This is a genomic window from Pseudoalteromonas luteoviolacea CPMOR-1, assembly GCF_001625685.1.
GTDB lineage: Bacteria > Pseudomonadota > Gammaproteobacteria > Enterobacterales > Alteromonadaceae > Pseudoalteromonas > Pseudoalteromonas luteoviolacea_K.
The window spans coordinates 81,875-98,680 of sequence record NZ_AUYC01000030.1 but is presented as its reverse complement, the minus strand read 5'-3'; the positions used below and the strand labels follow the sequence as shown (position 1 = coordinate 98,680).

17 protein-coding genes are annotated in these 16,806 nt (G+C 41.9%); 9 read left to right on the top strand and 8 right to left on the bottom strand.

Annotation, left to right across the window (positions count from 1 at the left end; all coding sequences use genetic code 11):
• Window positions 1-274: 274 nt before the first annotated feature.
• Together N473_RS12880 and N473_RS12875 are read right to left on the bottom strand one after the other, a co-directional pair.
• Window positions 275-2,161, bottom strand: a complete 1,887-nt coding sequence (locus tag N473_RS12880) for a M6 family metalloprotease domain-containing protein (RefSeq protein ID WP_063368260.1) — start codon at window positions 2,159-2,161, stop codon at window positions 275-277.
• 74 nt (window positions 2,162-2,235) lie between these two features.
• A complete protein-coding gene (locus N473_RS12875) occupies window positions 2,236-3,282 on the bottom strand; it encodes a tetratricopeptide repeat protein (RefSeq protein WP_063368259.1) in 1,047 nt (348 codons plus the stop codon).
• A 668-nt stretch (window positions 3,283-3,950) separates the two neighbouring features.
• On the opposite strand from N473_RS12875, the gene nudB reads away from it, so the two are divergent.
• The gene (gene nudB / locus N473_RS12870) at window positions 3,951-4,379 is read left to right on the top strand and encodes a dihydroneopterin triphosphate diphosphatase (RefSeq protein WP_155735605.1); all 429 of its coding nucleotides are present in this window, start codon (window positions 3,951-3,953) and stop codon (window positions 4,377-4,379) included.
• 30 nt (window positions 4,380-4,409) lie between these two features.
• Here nudB and N473_RS12865 read toward each other — a convergent pair whose 3' ends face one another.
• The gene (locus N473_RS12865; protein ID WP_063368257.1) at window positions 4,410-5,030 is read right to left on the bottom strand and encodes a class I SAM-dependent methyltransferase; all 621 of its coding nucleotides are present in this window, start codon (window positions 5,028-5,030) and stop codon (window positions 4,410-4,412) included.
• A gap of 149 nt (window positions 5,031-5,179) precedes the next feature.
• Between N473_RS12865 and N473_RS12860 the strand changes: the two genes are divergently transcribed.
• Together N473_RS12860 and N473_RS12855 are read left to right on the top strand one after the other, a co-directional pair.
• Window positions 5,180-6,133: a slipin family protein gene (locus tag N473_RS12860; protein ID WP_063360469.1), complete on the top strand. Its 954-nt coding sequence runs from the start codon at window positions 5,180-5,182 to the stop codon at window positions 6,131-6,133.
• Between the two features lie 3 nt (window positions 6,134-6,136).
• Window positions 6,137-6,592, top strand: coding sequence for an NfeD family protein (locus N473_RS12855; protein ID WP_063368256.1), 456 nt, complete (start codon window positions 6,137-6,139; stop codon window positions 6,590-6,592).
• Window positions 6,593-6,821: 229 nt separating this feature from the next.
• On the opposite strand, the gene N473_RS12850 is transcribed toward N473_RS12855, so the two are convergent.
• A complete protein-coding gene (locus tag N473_RS12850) occupies window positions 6,822-7,157 on the bottom strand; it encodes a helix-turn-helix transcriptional regulator (RefSeq protein WP_081221155.1) in 336 nt (111 codons plus the stop codon).
• A 165-nt stretch (window positions 7,158-7,322) separates the two neighbouring features.
• On the opposite strand from N473_RS12850, the gene N473_RS12845 reads away from it, so the two are divergent.
• The 3 genes from N473_RS12845 to N473_RS12840 are packed head-to-tail and all read left to right on the top strand — an operon-like array spanning window position 7,323 to window position 8,385.
• A complete protein-coding gene (locus tag N473_RS12845) occupies window positions 7,323-7,652 on the top strand; it encodes a helix-turn-helix domain-containing protein (RefSeq protein ID WP_063368255.1) in 330 nt (109 codons plus the stop codon).
• A complete protein-coding gene (locus N473_RS26230; protein WP_155735604.1) occupies window positions 7,612-7,770 on the top strand; it encodes a hypothetical protein in 159 nt (52 codons plus the stop codon). The genes N473_RS12845 and N473_RS26230 overlap by 41 nt, the downstream gene beginning before the upstream one ends.
• A 9-nt stretch (window positions 7,771-7,779) precedes the next feature.
• Complete coding sequence (locus N473_RS12840) at window positions 7,780-8,385, top strand: hypothetical protein (RefSeq protein WP_063368254.1); 606 nt, start codon at window positions 7,780-7,782, stop codon at window positions 8,383-8,385.
• A 327-nt stretch (window positions 8,386-8,712) separates the two neighbouring features.
• On the opposite strand, the gene N473_RS12835 is transcribed toward N473_RS12840, so the two are convergent.
• From N473_RS12835 to N473_RS12820, 4 genes are all read right to left on the bottom strand, one after another.
• Window positions 8,713-9,633, bottom strand: coding sequence for an SDR family NAD(P)-dependent oxidoreductase (locus tag N473_RS12835; RefSeq protein ID WP_231099569.1), 921 nt, complete (start codon window positions 9,631-9,633; stop codon window positions 8,713-8,715).
• A 118-nt stretch (window positions 9,634-9,751) separates the two neighbouring features.
• Window positions 9,752-10,606, bottom strand: a complete 855-nt coding sequence (locus N473_RS12830) for an AraC family transcriptional regulator (RefSeq protein WP_063368252.1) — start codon at window positions 10,604-10,606, stop codon at window positions 9,752-9,754.
• A 20-nt stretch (window positions 10,607-10,626) separates the two neighbouring features.
• On the bottom strand, window positions 10,627-11,124 hold the full coding sequence (locus tag N473_RS12825) for an SRPBCC family protein (protein ID WP_063368251.1): 498 nt from the start codon (window positions 11,122-11,124) through the stop codon (window positions 10,627-10,629).
• Window positions 11,125-11,282: 158 nt separating this feature from the next.
• A complete protein-coding gene (locus N473_RS12820; protein ID WP_063368250.1) occupies window positions 11,283-12,389 on the bottom strand; it encodes an SGNH/GDSL hydrolase family protein in 1,107 nt (368 codons plus the stop codon).
• Window positions 12,390-12,630: 241 nt separating this feature from the next.
• Between N473_RS12820 and N473_RS12815 the strand changes: the two genes are divergently transcribed.
• The 3 genes from N473_RS12815 (at window position 12,631) to N473_RS12805 (ending at window position 16,805) form a co-directional block, all read left to right on the top strand.
• Entirely contained in the window at window positions 12,631-13,326 is a 696-nt protein-coding gene (locus N473_RS12815) for a response regulator transcription factor (protein WP_039610219.1), read from the top strand.
• Window positions 13,313-14,650, top strand: coding sequence for a HAMP domain-containing histidine kinase (locus tag N473_RS12810; RefSeq protein WP_063368249.1), 1,338 nt, complete (start codon window positions 13,313-13,315; stop codon window positions 14,648-14,650). Before N473_RS12815 ends, N473_RS12810 begins: the two co-directional genes overlap by 14 nt.
• A 139-nt stretch (window positions 14,651-14,789) precedes the next feature.
• Window positions 14,790-16,805, top strand: a complete 2,016-nt coding sequence (locus tag N473_RS12805) for a TonB-dependent receptor domain-containing protein (protein WP_063368248.1) — start codon at window positions 14,790-14,792, stop codon at window positions 16,803-16,805.
• Window position 16,806 lies beyond the last annotated feature (1 nt).

Below are 16,806 nucleotides of genomic sequence, written 5' to 3'. Positions count from 1 at the left end.
AAGCACGCTATATACTGCAAAGTCCCCTTTACAGGTAATAATGATAATGATTTTCAATTTCAGATCAAACAAATAATTCACTAAATTTTAACCTGTGAGATTCGTTTATGTTGATCGCACAATGTAAATGCGGACTACTTGCTCACTTTATTGAGGTGTATCAAGGAAATGTGCACGAAATATTGATATGAAAATTATGTAGGTAAAAGTTACAAAGTGGACCTAGTGTCAAACACCCAGTCCACGTATGATTGTGAGCTATTCTGTTAAGTCACTACTTATTAACAGTTAAAGTGTAATCCCCTGCGCCAGAGTACGAATACACAACTATGCGGTAATATCCGCTTGTGGCCGTGTAAGAGATAGATTCTACCGATGTCGGCGTTTCTGAAATAGACACTTGGGTCCATCGCCCACCTTGCCAACGCTCTAACTTCAAATCAAAGTCCGCATTGTTCGGACCGGTTAAATCGAGCTTAATCGTCCCACCAGAGTATTGGAACCAACTGCCATTAGGTTGGATCTGTTGCCCTTTATCACTGAGTGTTCCTCGATATGTATCTCCTTTAGGTGGCTCGACAACGTTTGACTCAAGATTAAACGAAATCGTCTGAGCAGGCGCTGAGATACTTGAAATAGCCAGCCCAGAGTCCGCGCCATTCCACCACAGAGAGTTAGTCCCTTTCGATGACAAACTGTTTGGATATAAGTTGCTAAACTCGCCATTAGCTACAAATAAATCTGTACCATCACCTCTATTACGATTATTTTCAGGGTCGCGATTTCCGTCTGCATGCTCCATCTGAATATAAGGGAACCATTCATTGGAGTTACTACCGCGCGTATCGACGTGCCAAATTGCGAGGCCTTGACTTGGCTGTTCCGTGTTTTGACCTGACTGATGAATAGCCTCAATATAAAAGGCTTCATTTCGATTGCTTGGGTTAGTCCACTTATATGAAGTGTGACTACCTGACGTATGAGTGAGTGTCCCTGTTGGCGCATTTGCATCAATGGCTGGGTTTAGCTCAGTCACTGTATCCCAACCAGCGATGGCTCTAAAGTGCGCAACAGGTGGGGTCGGCCTAAATTTATTGGTTGTACCAATCGCACCGAATCCCATCACACCGTAACTTGCTACCGATCCGTGAGAGCTGCCGTCATAGTCATATAAATCAGGCCAATTTGTGATCAGGTGTCCCGATTCGTGAACAAATGTACCAATTGATAAACTGGCTCTCATATCTGTAATTTGATACCTGTCCGTACACACGCCATCTGCACAAAAGCGCGGGCTTAATCTCGCCATATGAGGCCACAACCCTTTAGACCAAGCACTGTCTGAGTTGCCTGCATAGAAAATATTTAAGCCACGTATTTGACTACTACCATTTGTAGATAGCGTGGAAAAATCAAATCCCTGTTGATACTCCAGCCAATCTAGCGCCTCTTTTATTAACTCTTGTGAACGTACAGTGGAGCTCAGACTAGAATCCGCATAGTAAGACTTGTTCTTTTTGGCCGTGTAGTAAGCTGTCACCGTATTGGTGTAATCCAGTTTATTGTCTGATACTTCTAAAAAGTAACCGCGTACAGACTGTGCATTACCAAATTCAGTATAATTTCTATCATTTAGAAACCGCTCTACCTGTGACTTTGTTATGCTGCCTTTCTCATCTGGAAAGTCGATAATAATGGTCAGCCCTTTGATATTACCCGCAACCTGCGTACTCATATCAGCAGTTTGAGTGTGCACAAGCAAAGGGCTTTCCAAAGCTGGAAGAAGTTCATTTTGCTTTTGCACCACTAAGTTTTGAATTGCTTCGGCAGATAACCCACTGGCTTGATCGGCATTAAGCTGTGACGTGCTCAGCGTCATGTCAGACTGTTGAGAGACCAAAATACCCGATGACACAAAATCAGTGCCTGATTTATTAACCGACGCGTAAACCATACCGCCTTTGCTTTTATCAAATATGACCAACCTACCATCACGGGTTCTTTGTTCTGCATAGTACGTATTTCCCTGCAAAAATATCGAAATGACTTCGCCATTAGGCTGAGTGAATTGATATTCCTCATTTTGATATGGAATTGCCGCCAGTGAAAGCGTGGGGATCATAAGCGACGAGAACGCCGCCAGAGATTTTACTAATTTCATTATAGTTTCCTTTACATGTTTTCCGATTTAGGAAACTAGATTATTGACCTTTTTTTAACCAATTTCAAACTGTATTAACGATTAGAAAAGTATTTTTTTGCAATTATTCTGGTCGTACAGAGCTTTTCGAGCTTAATTCTGATGCCATTTGGCTCACTCATCCCCTTGATATCCGGCGTTTTAGTTAACTGTTCTTCCAGCTTGCTTTGCAACACTGCGTTTTTGAAAAGACCCGAATAGTGTGAAAGTGATGGGCCTAACTCACTCTTTAGCAATATTGGTATTGATTCAACTAACGCATTGACCCTGTCATCGTCTAAAAGCGCATGTTTGTTAACGTGATCATTGAGATAGCTTTGCCACATATAAAACAACCTAAAAGCCTGTTGTCCACTGTGCTTAACTTCCAGTGCGACTGACGATTGATACCGTTCAAAGCTTGGCCAATCACCCAAAAATATTTGTGTATTTAATAAATTAAGCCCTGTTCCCGCAGCATAACCCGCCTGCCCTACTTCAGAATGAAAGCGAAAGGCCCGAATATACATCAGTTGCGCATGACGGTATTTTTCTTGGTCAAAATAGATGTTGCCTAAGTTGTTTTTGATATTTGCGACAACCTCTCTGTCTTCGGCCAACATTAAAGACTCTTTTAATATATTTTGCGCTTTCTTTGGTTGACCACTATATCGATACACAACAGCCATATTGTTTGCGACTCTTGCAAACTCTTTCGGATCAGCGGCATAAGAAATAGCACATTCATTTAATGTTTCAGCATACGCATAATCGAATATTCGGCGATGGTAAATGGCCACAGCGGAGGCAATATCAAGCTCTGCGCCTTCCACAGTATCACGCCAGCTTTCTCCTTCAAGGATCGACACAATATGCTGTACTACGTCAGCATCATTGACTCTCACGCCAGACTCTAATCCGACCAAATATAGCTCGAGTAAACCTCTGCTAGGTTTTTTGGGTAACCGCAAACGTACAGTTCGAAAAACCTGCGCAGCTTGTTGTGGGTTTTTACTATTCAGTTCTTTTAATTTATTGAGGGTCATGAACATTTCGCTCGGCGACATCACAACAACCACAGATAACCAAAATGCGATAAACATAGTGTCTGTATTTTTTCATGTTCTTTTTTAAGCATGGTATAGAACATACTGAAAACCAAGCTAGACCACAGAATTTCTGTGCTGACTCGTAGTCAACCTTGCAAGCATCTGGTGCGCTCAAATAGGCCCCTACGACACCAAGTAAAAATACAATTATTTAACAAAATAAAATAATTAATACAAAAATAAATATCCCCAAAAAAATTTACCCCTTATTTTTCATCACTATACAAACACAGTTAAGTACCCAATAAATGTACCAACTGTAACAATCTTATCTTCAGTATTTTTATAGCACTGTAAATAATAGCTTTTTTCAAGCCATATGAAAAAACGCATAAAAATACAACAAAAAAGAACAAAAAACACAAAATGTACACATTTACAATTTTTTACCCCAAAACAGTTTACATTTTAAAAACATCCATGTAGGATGAAGTTGTTCCTTTGGAGACACCACCTTTTAAGTGACTCCTAGAACTCCCGAGAAGTAGAGCTTACTGATAAGGATATTGGTTTATTGGGTATTTCCTTGGCAAAGATTATTGCTATTGGAGATTGGGCAGGCGTTTGCCTGCCTTTTTTTTTTATTGTTTTGTAAGCTTAACTCCCCTTCCTGCGTATCAATTTGTTATAATAATTTGGTACACATCCTCATGGAAAATATAATGTTACGCCAACCCATTTCTGTACTCGTCGTGATATACAATCAAGAGAAACAGTTTTTAATTCTACAAAGAAAAGATGACCCTGAATTTTGGCAATCTGTAACTGGCGGGGTCGACCGTGGAGAGCAGCCGTTAACAACGGCCTATCGGGAACTTAAGGAAGAGACGGGCATTGATGCACACGCCCTAGGACTAAACATTAAATCACACGACGTCATCAATCAGTATGAGATTAGGCCGCAATGGCGCTATCGCTACGTAAGTAACGCGCTCATTAATTGTGAACATGTCTTCAGCGTGTGCGTCCCCAATGATATCCAAGTTACCTTGTGTGATGAAGAGCACACTGACTATGTTTGGCTGGACCAACAACAGGCCGCAGATAAAGTATGGTCAGCGAGTAACCAAAAAGAGATACTAGCGATATAGTTTTATACTAATGCTATATAAATCATGCAGCTATGTCGGCTTAAATAATAAAGTTTGCCAAGTTGTATGGGCTCTGCCTTGTGCATCTGGCTCAAGATCAGTCAAAAGCTCTAGAGTGAGATCAGCACTGTCGGCCATGGCAATGAGTACTTCAGCATTGATATTACTTAAACCACGCTGAGTTAAATGCGCGCGGTCTTCGCAATGACGGAGTTTTACAATTAACAAACCTTGCGGCTTCAGTAAGTGCCTAATTGTGATCAGCGCTTGAACACAAGCGCTGTCATCCAAATAATTAAAAACAGAACTCACCAAAATTACATCAAAAGATTCGTATCGTTTTTTTACCTCATAAAGACAAGGTAATTCATCTCTTAACCAAGTGATAGGAAGCTCCCTAGTATAAGCTTGCCCTAATCTGTTGAGCGAGCTAATAGGTTCCACAGCGACCACTTCAGCTTCTTGATTTTGCTCGACGATAAACTTAGCGTCTCGTCCAGCCCCCGCACCAATATCCAAAAACTGTACTGTTTGCTTTCGTAAATATGGAATTAAATGGGTCAACCAATTGGCATGTAATGACTCAAAGTTGTCTGACTGATATAGCTTTGCTAGCTTTAATGCATTTTGCTCATAGTACTGCGCACTCATTTCTCTGTGCCTCGTAAAGTTAGAACTACTCTTAGTATCTATGTTAGGTAAACTGTATAACAAAAAAATGACAAAAAGCCTGTCCAATTTAACTCTAGTCAACATCATGCTATTGTTATAGCAATTGCATAAAAAAGGAGTATTTTCTTATGGATCCAGTTACCACAATACTGAACTTTTTGTTCACCATCGAAGCAGTATTGCTGATTTTCGTCATTTTTATCTTAAAAGGTTCAATCAAGTTTGTACCGCAAAATCGCGCTTGGATCATTGAGCGTTTTGGTAAATACCAATCTACTAAAGAAGCCGGTTTAAACTTTATCATCCCCTTTATCGACCAAGTCGCTGCCGATAGAAGCTTAAAAGAACAAGCGACCGATGTACCTTCTCAATCAGCGATCACCCGCGATAACATCTCGCTTGTGGTAGATGGGGTACTTTATTTCAGAGTCCTTGACCCATACAAAGCAACGTACGGCGTCGATGATTATGTGTTTGCGGTAACACAATTAGCGCAAACGACCATGCGTAGTGAGCTGGGTAAAATGGAGTTGGACAAAACGTTTGAAGAACGTGACATGCTCAATACCAATATAGTAACGGCCATCAATGCGGCCTCTGAACCTTGGGGTATTCAAGTCCTGCGTTATGAAATCAAAGATATTGTGCCGCCAAATTCGGTGATGGAAGCCATGGAAGCGCAAATGAAAGCAGAGCGTGTTAAGCGCGCGCAGATTTTAGAGTCCGAAGGTGACCGTCAAGCCGAAATCAATGTTGCTGAGGGTAAAAAACAAGCCCAAGTACTCGCCGCTGAGGCTGAAAAAGCCGAGCAAATTCTCAAAGCGGAAGGTGAAGCCAAAGCCATTATTGCCGTCGCAGAAGCACAAGCTGATGCACTTAAAAAAGTCGGTGAGGCCGCCAATACAGAAGAAGGTCAAAAAGCCATACAACTTGATTTAGCCACTAAGGCAATCTCTGCGAAAGAAGCCATCGCGAAAGAGTCTTCCGTTGTATTACTTCCTGACAACGGCACTGATGCGAGCTCTCTAGTCGCTCAGGGAATGTCTATAATTAACACATTAAATAGCAAGAAAAATGGGTAAGTTATGGCGTTTATAACTGACAATCTACCCCAAGCACTGATCATCTTTGGCCTAGTTGCACTTTGCATTGAAGTCATAATCTTGGGGTTTGCGACCTTTGTACTGTTTTTCTTAGGCTTATCCCTCATCACCAGCGGTATATTTATGTACTTTGGGCTTGTTGAGCCCAGTTTATTAAATGCCGCATGGATAAATGGCGTACTGACAGCCTTACTTGCTGGCGTGTTGTGGAAACCACTCAAAGCAATGCAGTCACAACAAGATAGCAAAAAAGTAGACAGTGACTTTGCAGATATTAGTTTTACGCTAGAGCAAGATCTGAATAATGAAAGTCCGGTCTTTTATCAATATTCTGGTATTCAATGGCAATTGAAAAGTAAAACGGAAATCGAAAAAGGCGTACAAGTAAAAGTCGTCGAAAAATCTGTCGGTGTTCTTTGGGTCGCACCTGCTGAATGATACGACTCTACTGAATAACGATAAACACATCGCCCACTCATTGTGGGCGTTCTATTTAACAGTAAAGCGTTCAATCGCCAGCAGCGCATTGTCTTTAAACTCTGGGTTATCTAAATCTGTAAACACATGATGCTCTAGCCACAACAAGACGCCGACCATTAATTATCTCAAGCACTTATTCTTTATAAATTATTTACACAGTTCTATTTAAACAAGATTGAATATATCTCTAACTCGCCTCAGGTAAACTCATAATCCCGGATAAATCACACTCAACATAAAAGTCACAACCAAAAACGAGAATAAGCTCATAGGCTAAATCTAACGTCATAATCGTTTTGCCACTCTCAAAATTACTGATAGTCGCCTGATCAACACCCAGAATATTACCAAGCTGCCTTTGCGTTAATTTTTTGCTTTTTCTTAATCGGCGAATTGATTTTTGCATATTCATTTTAAACTGCGACACACGTAGCTGCCTAGCCGGCCTGTTATGTATGAAGCTTCTCTTCGTTGTACAGTCAGTCGTCGTATAATTAGGTTCAATAGCGTATTCAAAGGTCATGATGATTTCCTTCCAAACCTTATAAAATAATGAGTACACACAATTTAACAGAACCCGTGTTCCAGAATCTGGACAACTTAATTACAATTACCACCATCAACACTTGTTGATAAAACAAACGCAAGAAGTTAACGTGTATTTAATTTTTAATCTGGTGTTTAGGTTATGGATGAAATTGACCCGTTTAAATTCGGGGAAAAGCTGAGGCACTTTGTAAGGAAAGAACTCATTGCAAAACAAGGCTCTGTTTCAAAAGGCTGCAAAAAAGCGGGTGTGTCACGCAGTACAATGAATAACTACCTGAATGGGACTTCTGAATTTCCTCAAAGCGTGTTAACTAAGTTACACAATAGCTGTAAAATAAATGTATATGGTTTTTTGGCCTCCATGGCTGGTGTTGCTGGAAAATACAATAACGCTTGTAACGAAAAAGAACCCCAATTAAAGGCATCTGATGAAAAACATGAAAATAAACCACAATCACCTGATCAATAATAAAGATCAACTCAAGCAGGTTTGTGCTGGCAGAAACCCTGGTAAAGGCACTAAACCCAAGCAGCAAAAAATGGCCATTTATTATCTGGCAGTGACGGTTATTCCAGATGAACTCTAGGGAGGTTGAATGAAACCATTTACCAAACTAATGCTTATCTTTATCGCACTTAGTTTTGTTGTTTACAGTATGAAAGCGCCAATTTATGAATCAATGATATATATTGCGTGCTTGGCATTCGCTTTTTTTAAAACCATTCACTTACCAAAGATGAGTGTATTTCTTCTGTATATCTTAATGTTTGTCCTAGTAGAGCTTATCGGAACTATCTTATTGGATAGCTTTGTATACGGACAGTATACAGGCTTTACAGAAAATACTTGGTATTTTACATTCGGATTAATTATAGATTTATTTATTTGTTTATATTGCAGAAAGTCAGCAATTTACTTTTTAAGAGAAGAGCCTAGTCTATTTGATATGGCGAACAGCTTATTTTATGTTTTTATGCTTTTTTTATTTGTAGACTTATATGCGTTAGTAGAAAACTTCGTGCGCAATTTAGAGCGATTAGGGTTCCCGGAAGAGCAAGTGCGCCACCTTTGGGATATTACGCATATGTATTACAATATTAAAATTTACAAATCAATTTTAATTGGCTTGGCTGCTACCTGTTTGTTTGCCAGTGTGTATGCTCACCGCTCAGAAGCGAAAGACTCAGTTGAAAAAGAATGAAGCCAGCTCTGACTATACGATTAGCGCTTATTTCTATTACTGAGTTGATGATTATTTTAATAGAGAACAGCTTCACATTATGCTTACTAAATGCCTTTATATCGAGGCGCAATATTTTGCGCCTTAAAAAAACACATAAAAGACTAACTATGCAAGACGCCAAAATAAAGCTAAAAAACAGCTAATTAATGACAAAAAGCTACTTACACAGATCTGTGCAGGTACATACCTCGGCAAAGGCTTTCGTCCTAGACAACAACACATTAGCGAATACTTCCCTGCAAAATAACCTTCTACACATCGCCCACTCATTGTGGGCGTTTTAGTTTATTTAACTGTAAATCGTTCAATCGCCAGTAGCGCATTGTCTTGAAACTGTGGGTTATCTAAATCTGCAAACATATGATGCTGAGCACTTAGCGTGCCGGTTAGTCCTTTTTTACTGGCGTAAAACCGGCCTGACTCTAAATTCTCATCAAATAAGGCCGTTAAGTACCGCGCTGCGCCTGTCTCAACTCGGTGTACTTTGCCAAGCCACAACATGACTTGCATCATGCCTTTCATGGCATACTGTTTAATAAACGGGAGTGTATTAAACCCTTCCGTGCCTTTGGTCGCACCAGGGCTCATGGTTACAAACCTAACATGAGGATGACGCCTCGCCATCGCCGACATCCACAGTGCGCCCATGTATTTGATTGGGCCATAATGCGCTGTGGCATCTTGGTTTTTTGCAAATGCAGAGCCATCACAGATACTTATAAACTCCTCAACAGATGAGGTGCTTAAGTTAGGTCTGGGCATGCCCATTTCGGGGACGCCTCTGGCAGCCTCAGAGCCTGCATAAACGGCGACTTGTGTCAGCTTGCCACACTTCAAAAGCTTCTCTGTCAGCACACTATGACCGAGTAAGTTCACCGCGAAGATCTCTGTCACGCCTGAGTTATTAATCGCTGAAAAGCGCTTTCCCCCCGTACCACCAGCATTCATAATCAGCGCATCTACACTCTGCGGTAAATCATGTACAGCGCGCTCTACAGAAGCGATGTCACTGACGTCTATTTCGAGCACCTCAAAAATATTCCGTCCTGTGATTTGCTCAAGTGCTTGTTGCGCAGCTGCGGCTTTGTGTTTATTTCGACAGCCTAAATAAATCACTTCGACCTCTTGGCGTGCTGCTAGCTGTAAAGCCGCCTCTTTACCTAAGCCTGCGTTTGCACCTGTAATTAAAACACGCTTAATCATCATAACCCCTTTTCATTTAAGAACATCGAAACTCAATGAGGTTAGATTAAATGAAGCGCGAAACGCACTTTTGATATTTTTTGCGGTCTTTAAAATTCAGGCATAAAAAAAGCCTAATAAATCAGGCTTTGGGTTTTATTGGAATATTCAAGTAAATCTTATTGTTTGGATCTGCATCATTAAAATTCGCTGGCAGTAATTCAAAATCGGGCTTATTGGCATACTCATACTTACTTTTAGGTAACCAACTGCCCCAAATATAACGCAAGGTTTCTTCCAATTTTGCAATCGGCCCTATGTGAGTAAAACGCGCATAGGTTTGTGCTGCCAGCTCTCGGGTTATCAAACCTTCAGGGACATCGTCAAAGTTTTCAACTTGTGCAGAGCAAATATAAACAAATCGAGTTCCCTCTTCCGACTCTTCATAATTTTCATAAATGCCAAAAAAGTCACTGCCGACACGATTAGGGATTTTATCCCGATAGGGTCTAAACCCTGACCATAGCTTGGGTAGGCTTAGGTCTCCATCATCATACTGAGTGGCGATACCGACGATTTTCATCGCGGGTTGCTCAATGATCTCAGGCTCCATGCTCAAGTTGTTTTGTAAAAAAGCGAGATCTTCTTGGCTTACCGGCTTTTTATACAACAACCTAAATGGCTCATTTATTTTGCGATACTGGGCAGGCGTCATATCAAATAACGCCTTAAACGCACGGGTAAATGCCTCTTGTGACTCAAACTGGCACTCTATGGCCAAGTCCAAAATACCGACATCGTCTGTGAGTAACCGTTTCGCAGCAAGCGTTAAACGCCTTTTGCGTAAGTACTCTTTTGGGGTATCTCCTACCAAAGCTTTAAACACCCTACTGTAATGGTAAGTTGAATAATGAGCGGACGTCGCTATTTCATGCACGCTTATCTTGTCATATAGATGCGCTTCTATGTACTCAATACTTTTAAAAAATCGGTCCATCTCATACCTCGTTATAATAATTACGCTTGTGCCGTATTTGCTTTGAGCACATGTGACTCAGCATACGCTTTAAGACCTTTGAGTAGTTTGCCAAACGCCACCGGAAATACCAGCCTTAACAACGGATAAAATGGATAAGCAAATAATTTAAGCACAGGAGAAGCAACCCAAATTACCTCAGCTTGGTTTGGGCCAAGTGCACGCACAGACATGGATACATGGTTTTGCTTAATTGGCACAATTTTAGGGTTGTTTACGGGCAGCACATCAAATGCCAACTGCTTTTTTTGCTCATTAAAGTCGGTGATAACTTCTTTGACTTTCGCGCCATTGGGATCGGCGTTTAAATCACAAATGCGCCCTTCCATCGGTGCACCTGTTTTACTATTGCCACGGCCCATTGCCACAGAGTTAGGAATAGGTCCCATCCATAAGTGGGCTTTATCAAACTCATGGGCAATCAAATGCCAAACTTGCTCTGCGGATTTATTAATGATGATTTTTTTCGTTACTTTCATAAGTGCACCTGTGTGTGTTGCGTGGATAGGTGTACTTTAAAAAATACCGACTGTGTTTTTTTGATATTTCTTGCTGTATCGACTCACTAAAATAGCAAAACAAAAAACCTACCCGCTATGCAACAGGTAGGCTTATGTAAAATTGCATTAAATCGTCTTTAGTCTAACAAGTCATTTGAATTGATAAACGCAGACAGTTTATTCGCGATATCCGTGTGCTCTGCTTTGGTCGGATGCCAAATACACCCCTCTAATGGTGATGAGAAGGTATGTGAGTACAACTTATCAACTCCCTGCTCTTCAAGCTTGGCTTTTGCCTCTAATGTCGCAGGTATGATGAAGTCATAGGGATAAGCCGGTCTTGGCATAAATATAATGGGTGCATTCGGGTAGCGATAACGTACCTTATTGACGAACTCGACCATGGTAGAGATCCAGTCGACTTTGACTTCTTCAATGGTTGCCCACGGTTCATGAGGCTGCGGATCTGTACTGAAATCGTTAGTGCCCACCTCAATCACAACCAAATCAGGATGTGTATCTTCATACGCTTTATTGTCGCCAAATACCGCTGAGACTTTGTCTAGATAAGTACGTAGGTCATGGTGCGGATCGTTACCGCTCCAATTGCGAATTAAGCCCAACCCTGAGTATGATACTTGTGTGAAGCTGGCTTCAAGCATGGATGCGGTCAAATAAGGAAAAGCCACTCTGGCATTGCTGCTATCTACAATCTCCTGCCAAGTACACTGGCGTTTAGTGGATTCACTGCCAAAACCGGCACTAATTGAGTCTCCAACAAATAAAATATGGGGTTGCTGCTGCCAAATACCCTCTAAGCGGCCATCCGTTGAAAAGCTGAGTATTTTGGTATTGTTACCATAGTTTTCCCAGCGTTTGACGATTTCAATCTCGACCATTTTGGCTTCTTGCTGTGTAAAAACAACATGCTCTTCAAAATTGCCATTTGCATTGGTCACAATTTTTTTATGCAGCTGACCGTTCACCAACACATCAAACTGATCGCCATAACCAGCGAGTGTCACCTTCAGTGATTTGCCTACTAACTTGGTTTTAAGCTGCGTGCCTGGCCAATTAAACTCAACCTGACCTTTACTGTAATGCTTGCTGACTCGCCCTTCATAAACAATGGCATGGTGCGTCGCTTGATAGCTTTTTGCAAACGCGGTGCTGGACAACAGCGCACTACTGCAACTGAGAAAAGCCACCAACAGTGATAACTTAATAGATATTAACCTTAACATGTGTCATTCCTTAATTTAGTTTGTATCCGAGACTGTATTTCAACATTACATATCAAAATGCAATGCACACAGTGCCCGCCAAATTAGTCACGCATTAAGTGCCACCCTCAAATACAGCCAATTTCATTTGAAAAAAACTCATACAGCAAACATCTGTTCACAATTCGACCTAGTCACTATTGTATGCACAAGTGCAATAATCTTAAAATACAATCATTCTCATTTTAGAAGACACAGATCTGTGAACAACCGTATTTTAGTCGTAGAAGACGACATTACTCTCAACCAGCAAGTTTGCGCCCTACTTAATAACAGAGGCTATCAGGTCGACTGTCTTCATGATGGAGAACAAGGACTTAGCCAAGCACTCGCGGTGGATTACGACCTCATTATCTTAGATATTCGCTTGCCGAGCATGGAAGGCTATGAAATTTTGGCCCAGTTAAGAAAAATTAAACACACGCCAGTCTTGATTTTATCCGCCTGTGGTGCTGAGCAAGAACGCATAAAAGGCTTAAGCTTGGGGGCGGATGATTATTTATCTAAACCCTTTAACCTTGATGAACTGGTATTGCGCATTGAAGCCATTTTACGACGTGTTCATGCGAGCCACACACAAGCGCAAACACCCTTTGAAATTACGCTGTCTGACTTACATTTAGATAGACAAAAACAGCTTGCTGCCTATAACACAGAGCCGCTAGACATTACCGCCATTCAATTTAAGTTGTTATGGCAGTTAGCACACAACCATAAAGAGACACTCAGTAAAGCGTTTTTATATCAAAGTGTACTAGAGCGTCAATTCAGCCGATATGACCGAAGTTTAGATATGCACCTGAGCCGCTTACGTAAAAAGCTCGTTGCAGTTGGGCTCAGCCCCGAGTCAATTACCACAGTGCATGGCAAAGGGTATCGTTTGCATGTTCAATCTTAGAGCATCATATTTTTTACGCCTGTGTGCGTTGGTTATTGCAGGATCTTTATTGCTCTTTGCCGTGATTGACTACTTGGTCAATCACACTGAGTTTCGAATGAGCCAAATTAAAGTCGCACATCAGCAAGAACTTATCGCACTGGGCAAGCAAGCTGAGCAATTGTATTTGTCAGGTGACATGGCTGCGCTCAGTACCTATGTAAAAAACATAGAGCGAGACCATGATACTTGGGCAGCGGTGGTACAGCGCGAACTGACGCCACTGGCAGGCACGCAGCTTCAGCAGTACTACCTAGACGAGTTTACTCTTGGTCGGGATGTACGATGGAAAATCCACTTATACTTTGCCCGTAACCCTGTCATGGACATTCCGTTTGCAGATGACAAAACCCACTTTTTGATCCAGTTACCCAGTCATATGCGCCCGGGTAATTATTGGCAAATTGCCTATATTTTGCTGCAATTTTGTGTGCCATTTTTAGTTTTAACGGGCATTTGCTGGCTGTTATATCGCGCCATTATGAAGCCACTCAAGCAACTTGAGCAAAGTACCCGCGCCTTTGCAGATGGTGACTTAGACAGCCGTATTGGCGACAAAATCTCAAGTCGCGATGCCGAATTTAAGCAAATTGCAGCCACTTTTGACAAAATGGCCAACTGTACCGCCAACACCATTCGCGCACAAAGGCAGTTTATTGCTGATTTTTCTCATGAAATTCGAACGCCCATCGCTCGCATTGAAACCGCGCTAGAGTGCCATAAATCAGGCTTAGATCAACAAGGCATGCTTAGTCGCGTGACTAAAAACACCCATACCATGCGAGAACTTGCCGAAAACACCTTAACACTCACTTGGCTCGAAAATGAGCGCTTCTGCCCACATACAGATACAGAAAACACCCCTTTTGATTTGGTCGACTTAATTGACTGTATTGCTGAAGAGGTGAAGTTCGAAGCCCCTCATTTACAAATTAACCTCGAATTACCCGACTCCCAAACGCTGAATAGTGATGCCAGAGTCCTTGGCCAAGTCATTGAGAATGTTTTGAGAAATGCCAGCCGCTTCGCCAAGAGCAGCATTTTAGTAAAGCTCGACAACACCACCATGCAAATCATTGATGATGGTCCAGGAGTGTCAGACAGTGAACTGACAGATATTTTCAAACCCTTCTATCGCAGCCACGGCTATTCACATACGCAGCCCGATAGTGATTCATTCGGTTTAGGGCTTGCGCTTTGCAAGCGCCAAATGGAGCGACTCAATGGGCAGATATACGCGCAAAACAATTCAGATTCAGGGCTGTGTATCGTCATAGCCCTTTAACGCTGGTTTTTTAGTCCCAATTACATGCCAATTGTCACTGTAAATGTAACAGTTGTAAAAGTGCTTTGTTTTGGGACAGAACCATGAATAATACACGCGTATTGATAACTATTTTCATTTAAGATAAAGGAACACACCAATGCAGTTTGGTTTTTCTCGCACATCTATCGCCCTTGCTGTCGCAGCAGCAACTTTCGCGTCTCCCGCTACTTTGGCAGACAATCAGCAACAAAAGATTGAAATCATCGAAGTTCATGGAAAAGTCTCTGACGCCGATATGATCATTGACCAAACTGATCTAACCCAGTTACAAGCCAACGACTTATCTGACATTTTTAGATCTTTACCACAAGTGTCTGTGGGTGGCTCAAACCCAGTCGCACAGAAAATTTACGTGCGTGGTCTTGAAGACACCATGCTGAATGTCAGCATTGATGGCGCATTACAAGCAGGCTACTTATTCCACCATCAAGGTCGTTTATCTATTGAGCCTGAGCTTTTGAAGCAAGTTGATGTTGTTGCTGGTGCGGGTGATGCAACTTCGGGGTCAGGTGCACTTGGTGGTGCACTGAGATTTAAAACCAAAAGTGCTTCAGACTTACTTGCCCCAGACGAACAGTTTGGCGCGTTATTCAAGCTAGGCTATTACGGCAATAGCGAGGGCTTTAAAGCCAGCTCGACACTATATGGCCGTGTAACTGACGATATAGATGCACTTGTGTCACTGATCAAACGCGACACTGAAAACATGGAAGATGGTAATGGCGACGAAATCCCTTACTCACAATCAGAGCAAGAAGTCGGGTTTGCAAAAATCAGCGGTGACTTAACCAGCACTCAATCGTTCAGCTTAAGTCATGATGTCCGCCATGATGACGGCACGCGTTTACTTCGCGCTCACTGGCACCCAAGTCGTAAGAACTTTGCCCTGCCGCAAGAAAGTGAGCGCACTACAAGTACATTAAACTACTTCTATGCGCCACAAGATGACCTCATTGATATCGCTTTTTCTGCATATCAAACGAAGAACTCTATTACCCACGCACACCCTGAAGGTGAAAATAGAGCCGGTGTTGTTGTCCAAAACACCTATTTTGCAGAGTATGACTCACAAGGATTTGATCTAAAAAATACGGCGCTATTTGAAACGCACAAAATTGTTGCTGGCTTCGACTACCGAAGTGATGAGGCGATTTTGGAAGATATCGGTTCTAATTACGAGCTATCTGGGGTAGAAGAAGGCAAAGTACTGGGTTTATATATCCAAGATTATTTCCAAGTAACGGATCAATTCCAGATCAGTACAGGTGTCAGATACGACAAATATGAACTAACAGACGATAACGGGTTTGATTTTGACTCAAGCGGCTTTAGTCCTAACCTGAATCTGACGTATGAGCTAACGCCTGAGTTATCTGTAAATACTGGGTACGCTAAAGCTGTTCGTGGTCAAAAAGTAAAAGAGTTATTTGTACTTGGCTACTATGACAACGATGAAAACCTACGTAAAGAAGTGGCTGAAAACATCGAAGTGGGCTTCAAATATCTTGGTGATAACCTCGTTGTCCAAGCTGATGTGTATATGTCGACCATTGATGATGCCGTGTCTACTGCGAAAAACATCGAAAGCCAACCTGCAAACTTCTTAAGTAATGTAGGCGATTTAGAAAACAGAGGCTTAAACATCAATGCGCGTTACAGCTTCGACCGTGTATCTGTGTCTTTAGCGTTCAACAGCAGCCGCCCTGAATGGAAAACGCACGTTAACCCAGCACTGGCGGGCTCGGCGATTTCGGATCAAGATTGGTCAATCGGTACCTCTGTCGGTGACACTCTGACACTCGGTGCAGACTACTCACTCACAGACTCGATAGAGCTGGCTTGGCAAGCACGCTTAGTGAAGCGACTAGATGATTCAGGGACCTATGTTTGGGATAACACTGAGCTGCCTGAAAAAGTAGGTTACGGTGTCCATGATTTGAAAGCGACTTGGTACATCACGAACGACGAGAACGTAAAGCTAGATATCGCCATCAAGAACATCTTTGATAAGTTCTACTACGACCACGCAACCTACGCAGCTATTGGCCCAATTGATACGGGTGTTGCAGAGCCTGGCCGCGATATTCGTGCCACCATCACATGGCAACTATAAT

What these genes read in the sequence shown, in the direction of transcription:
- N473_RS12805 (WP_063368248.1), top strand. Translation starts at nt 14,790, where the DNA reads ATGCAGTTTGGTTTTTCTCGCACATCTATCGCCCTTGCTGTCGCAGCA.
- nudB (WP_155735605.1), top strand. Translation starts at nt 3,951, where the DNA reads ATGTTACGCCAACCCATTTCTGTACTCGTCGTGATATACAATCAAGAG.
- N473_RS12855 (WP_063368256.1), top strand. Translation starts at nt 6,137, where the DNA reads ATGGCGTTTATAACTGACAATCTACCCCAAGCACTGATCATCTTTGGC.
- N473_RS12825 (WP_063368251.1), bottom strand. Translation starts at nt 11,124, where the DNA reads ATGAAAGTAACGAAAAAAATCATCATTAATAAATCCGCAGAGCAAGTT.
- N473_RS12860 (WP_063360469.1), top strand. Translation starts at nt 5,180, where the DNA reads ATGGATCCAGTTACCACAATACTGAACTTTTTGTTCACCATCGAAGCA.
- N473_RS12840 (WP_063368254.1), top strand. Translation starts at nt 7,780, where the DNA reads ATGAAACCATTTACCAAACTAATGCTTATCTTTATCGCACTTAGTTTT.
- N473_RS12875 (WP_063368259.1), bottom strand. Translation starts at nt 3,282, where the DNA reads ATGTTTATCGCATTTTGGTTATCTGTGGTTGTTGTGATGTCGCCGAGC.
- N473_RS12810 (WP_063368249.1), top strand. Translation starts at nt 13,313, where the DNA reads ATGTTCAATCTTAGAGCATCATATTTTTTACGCCTGTGTGCGTTGGTT.
- N473_RS12820 (WP_063368250.1), bottom strand. Translation starts at nt 12,389, where the DNA reads ATGTTAAGGTTAATATCTATTAAGTTATCACTGTTGGTGGCTTTTCTC.
- N473_RS12865 (WP_063368257.1), bottom strand. Translation starts at nt 5,030, where the DNA reads ATGAGTGCGCAGTACTATGAGCAAAATGCATTAAAGCTAGCAAAGCTA.
- N473_RS12880 (WP_063368260.1), bottom strand. Translation starts at nt 2,161, where the DNA reads ATGAAATTAGTAAAATCTCTGGCGGCGTTCTCGTCGCTTATGATCCCC.
- N473_RS12845 (WP_063368255.1), top strand. Translation starts at nt 7,323, where the DNA reads ATGGATGAAATTGACCCGTTTAAATTCGGGGAAAAGCTGAGGCACTTT.
- N473_RS26230 (WP_155735604.1), top strand. Translation starts at nt 7,612, where the DNA reads ATGAAAAACATGAAAATAAACCACAATCACCTGATCAATAATAAAGAT.
- N473_RS12835 (WP_231099569.1), bottom strand. Translation starts at nt 9,633, where the DNA reads ATGATGATTAAGCGTGTTTTAATTACAGGTGCAAACGCAGGCTTAGGT.
- N473_RS12850 (WP_081221155.1), bottom strand. Translation starts at nt 7,157, where the DNA reads ATGACCTTTGAATACGCTATTGAACCTAATTATACGACGACTGACTGT.
- N473_RS12830 (WP_063368252.1), bottom strand. Translation starts at nt 10,606, where the DNA reads ATGGACCGATTTTTTAAAAGTATTGAGTACATAGAAGCGCATCTATAT.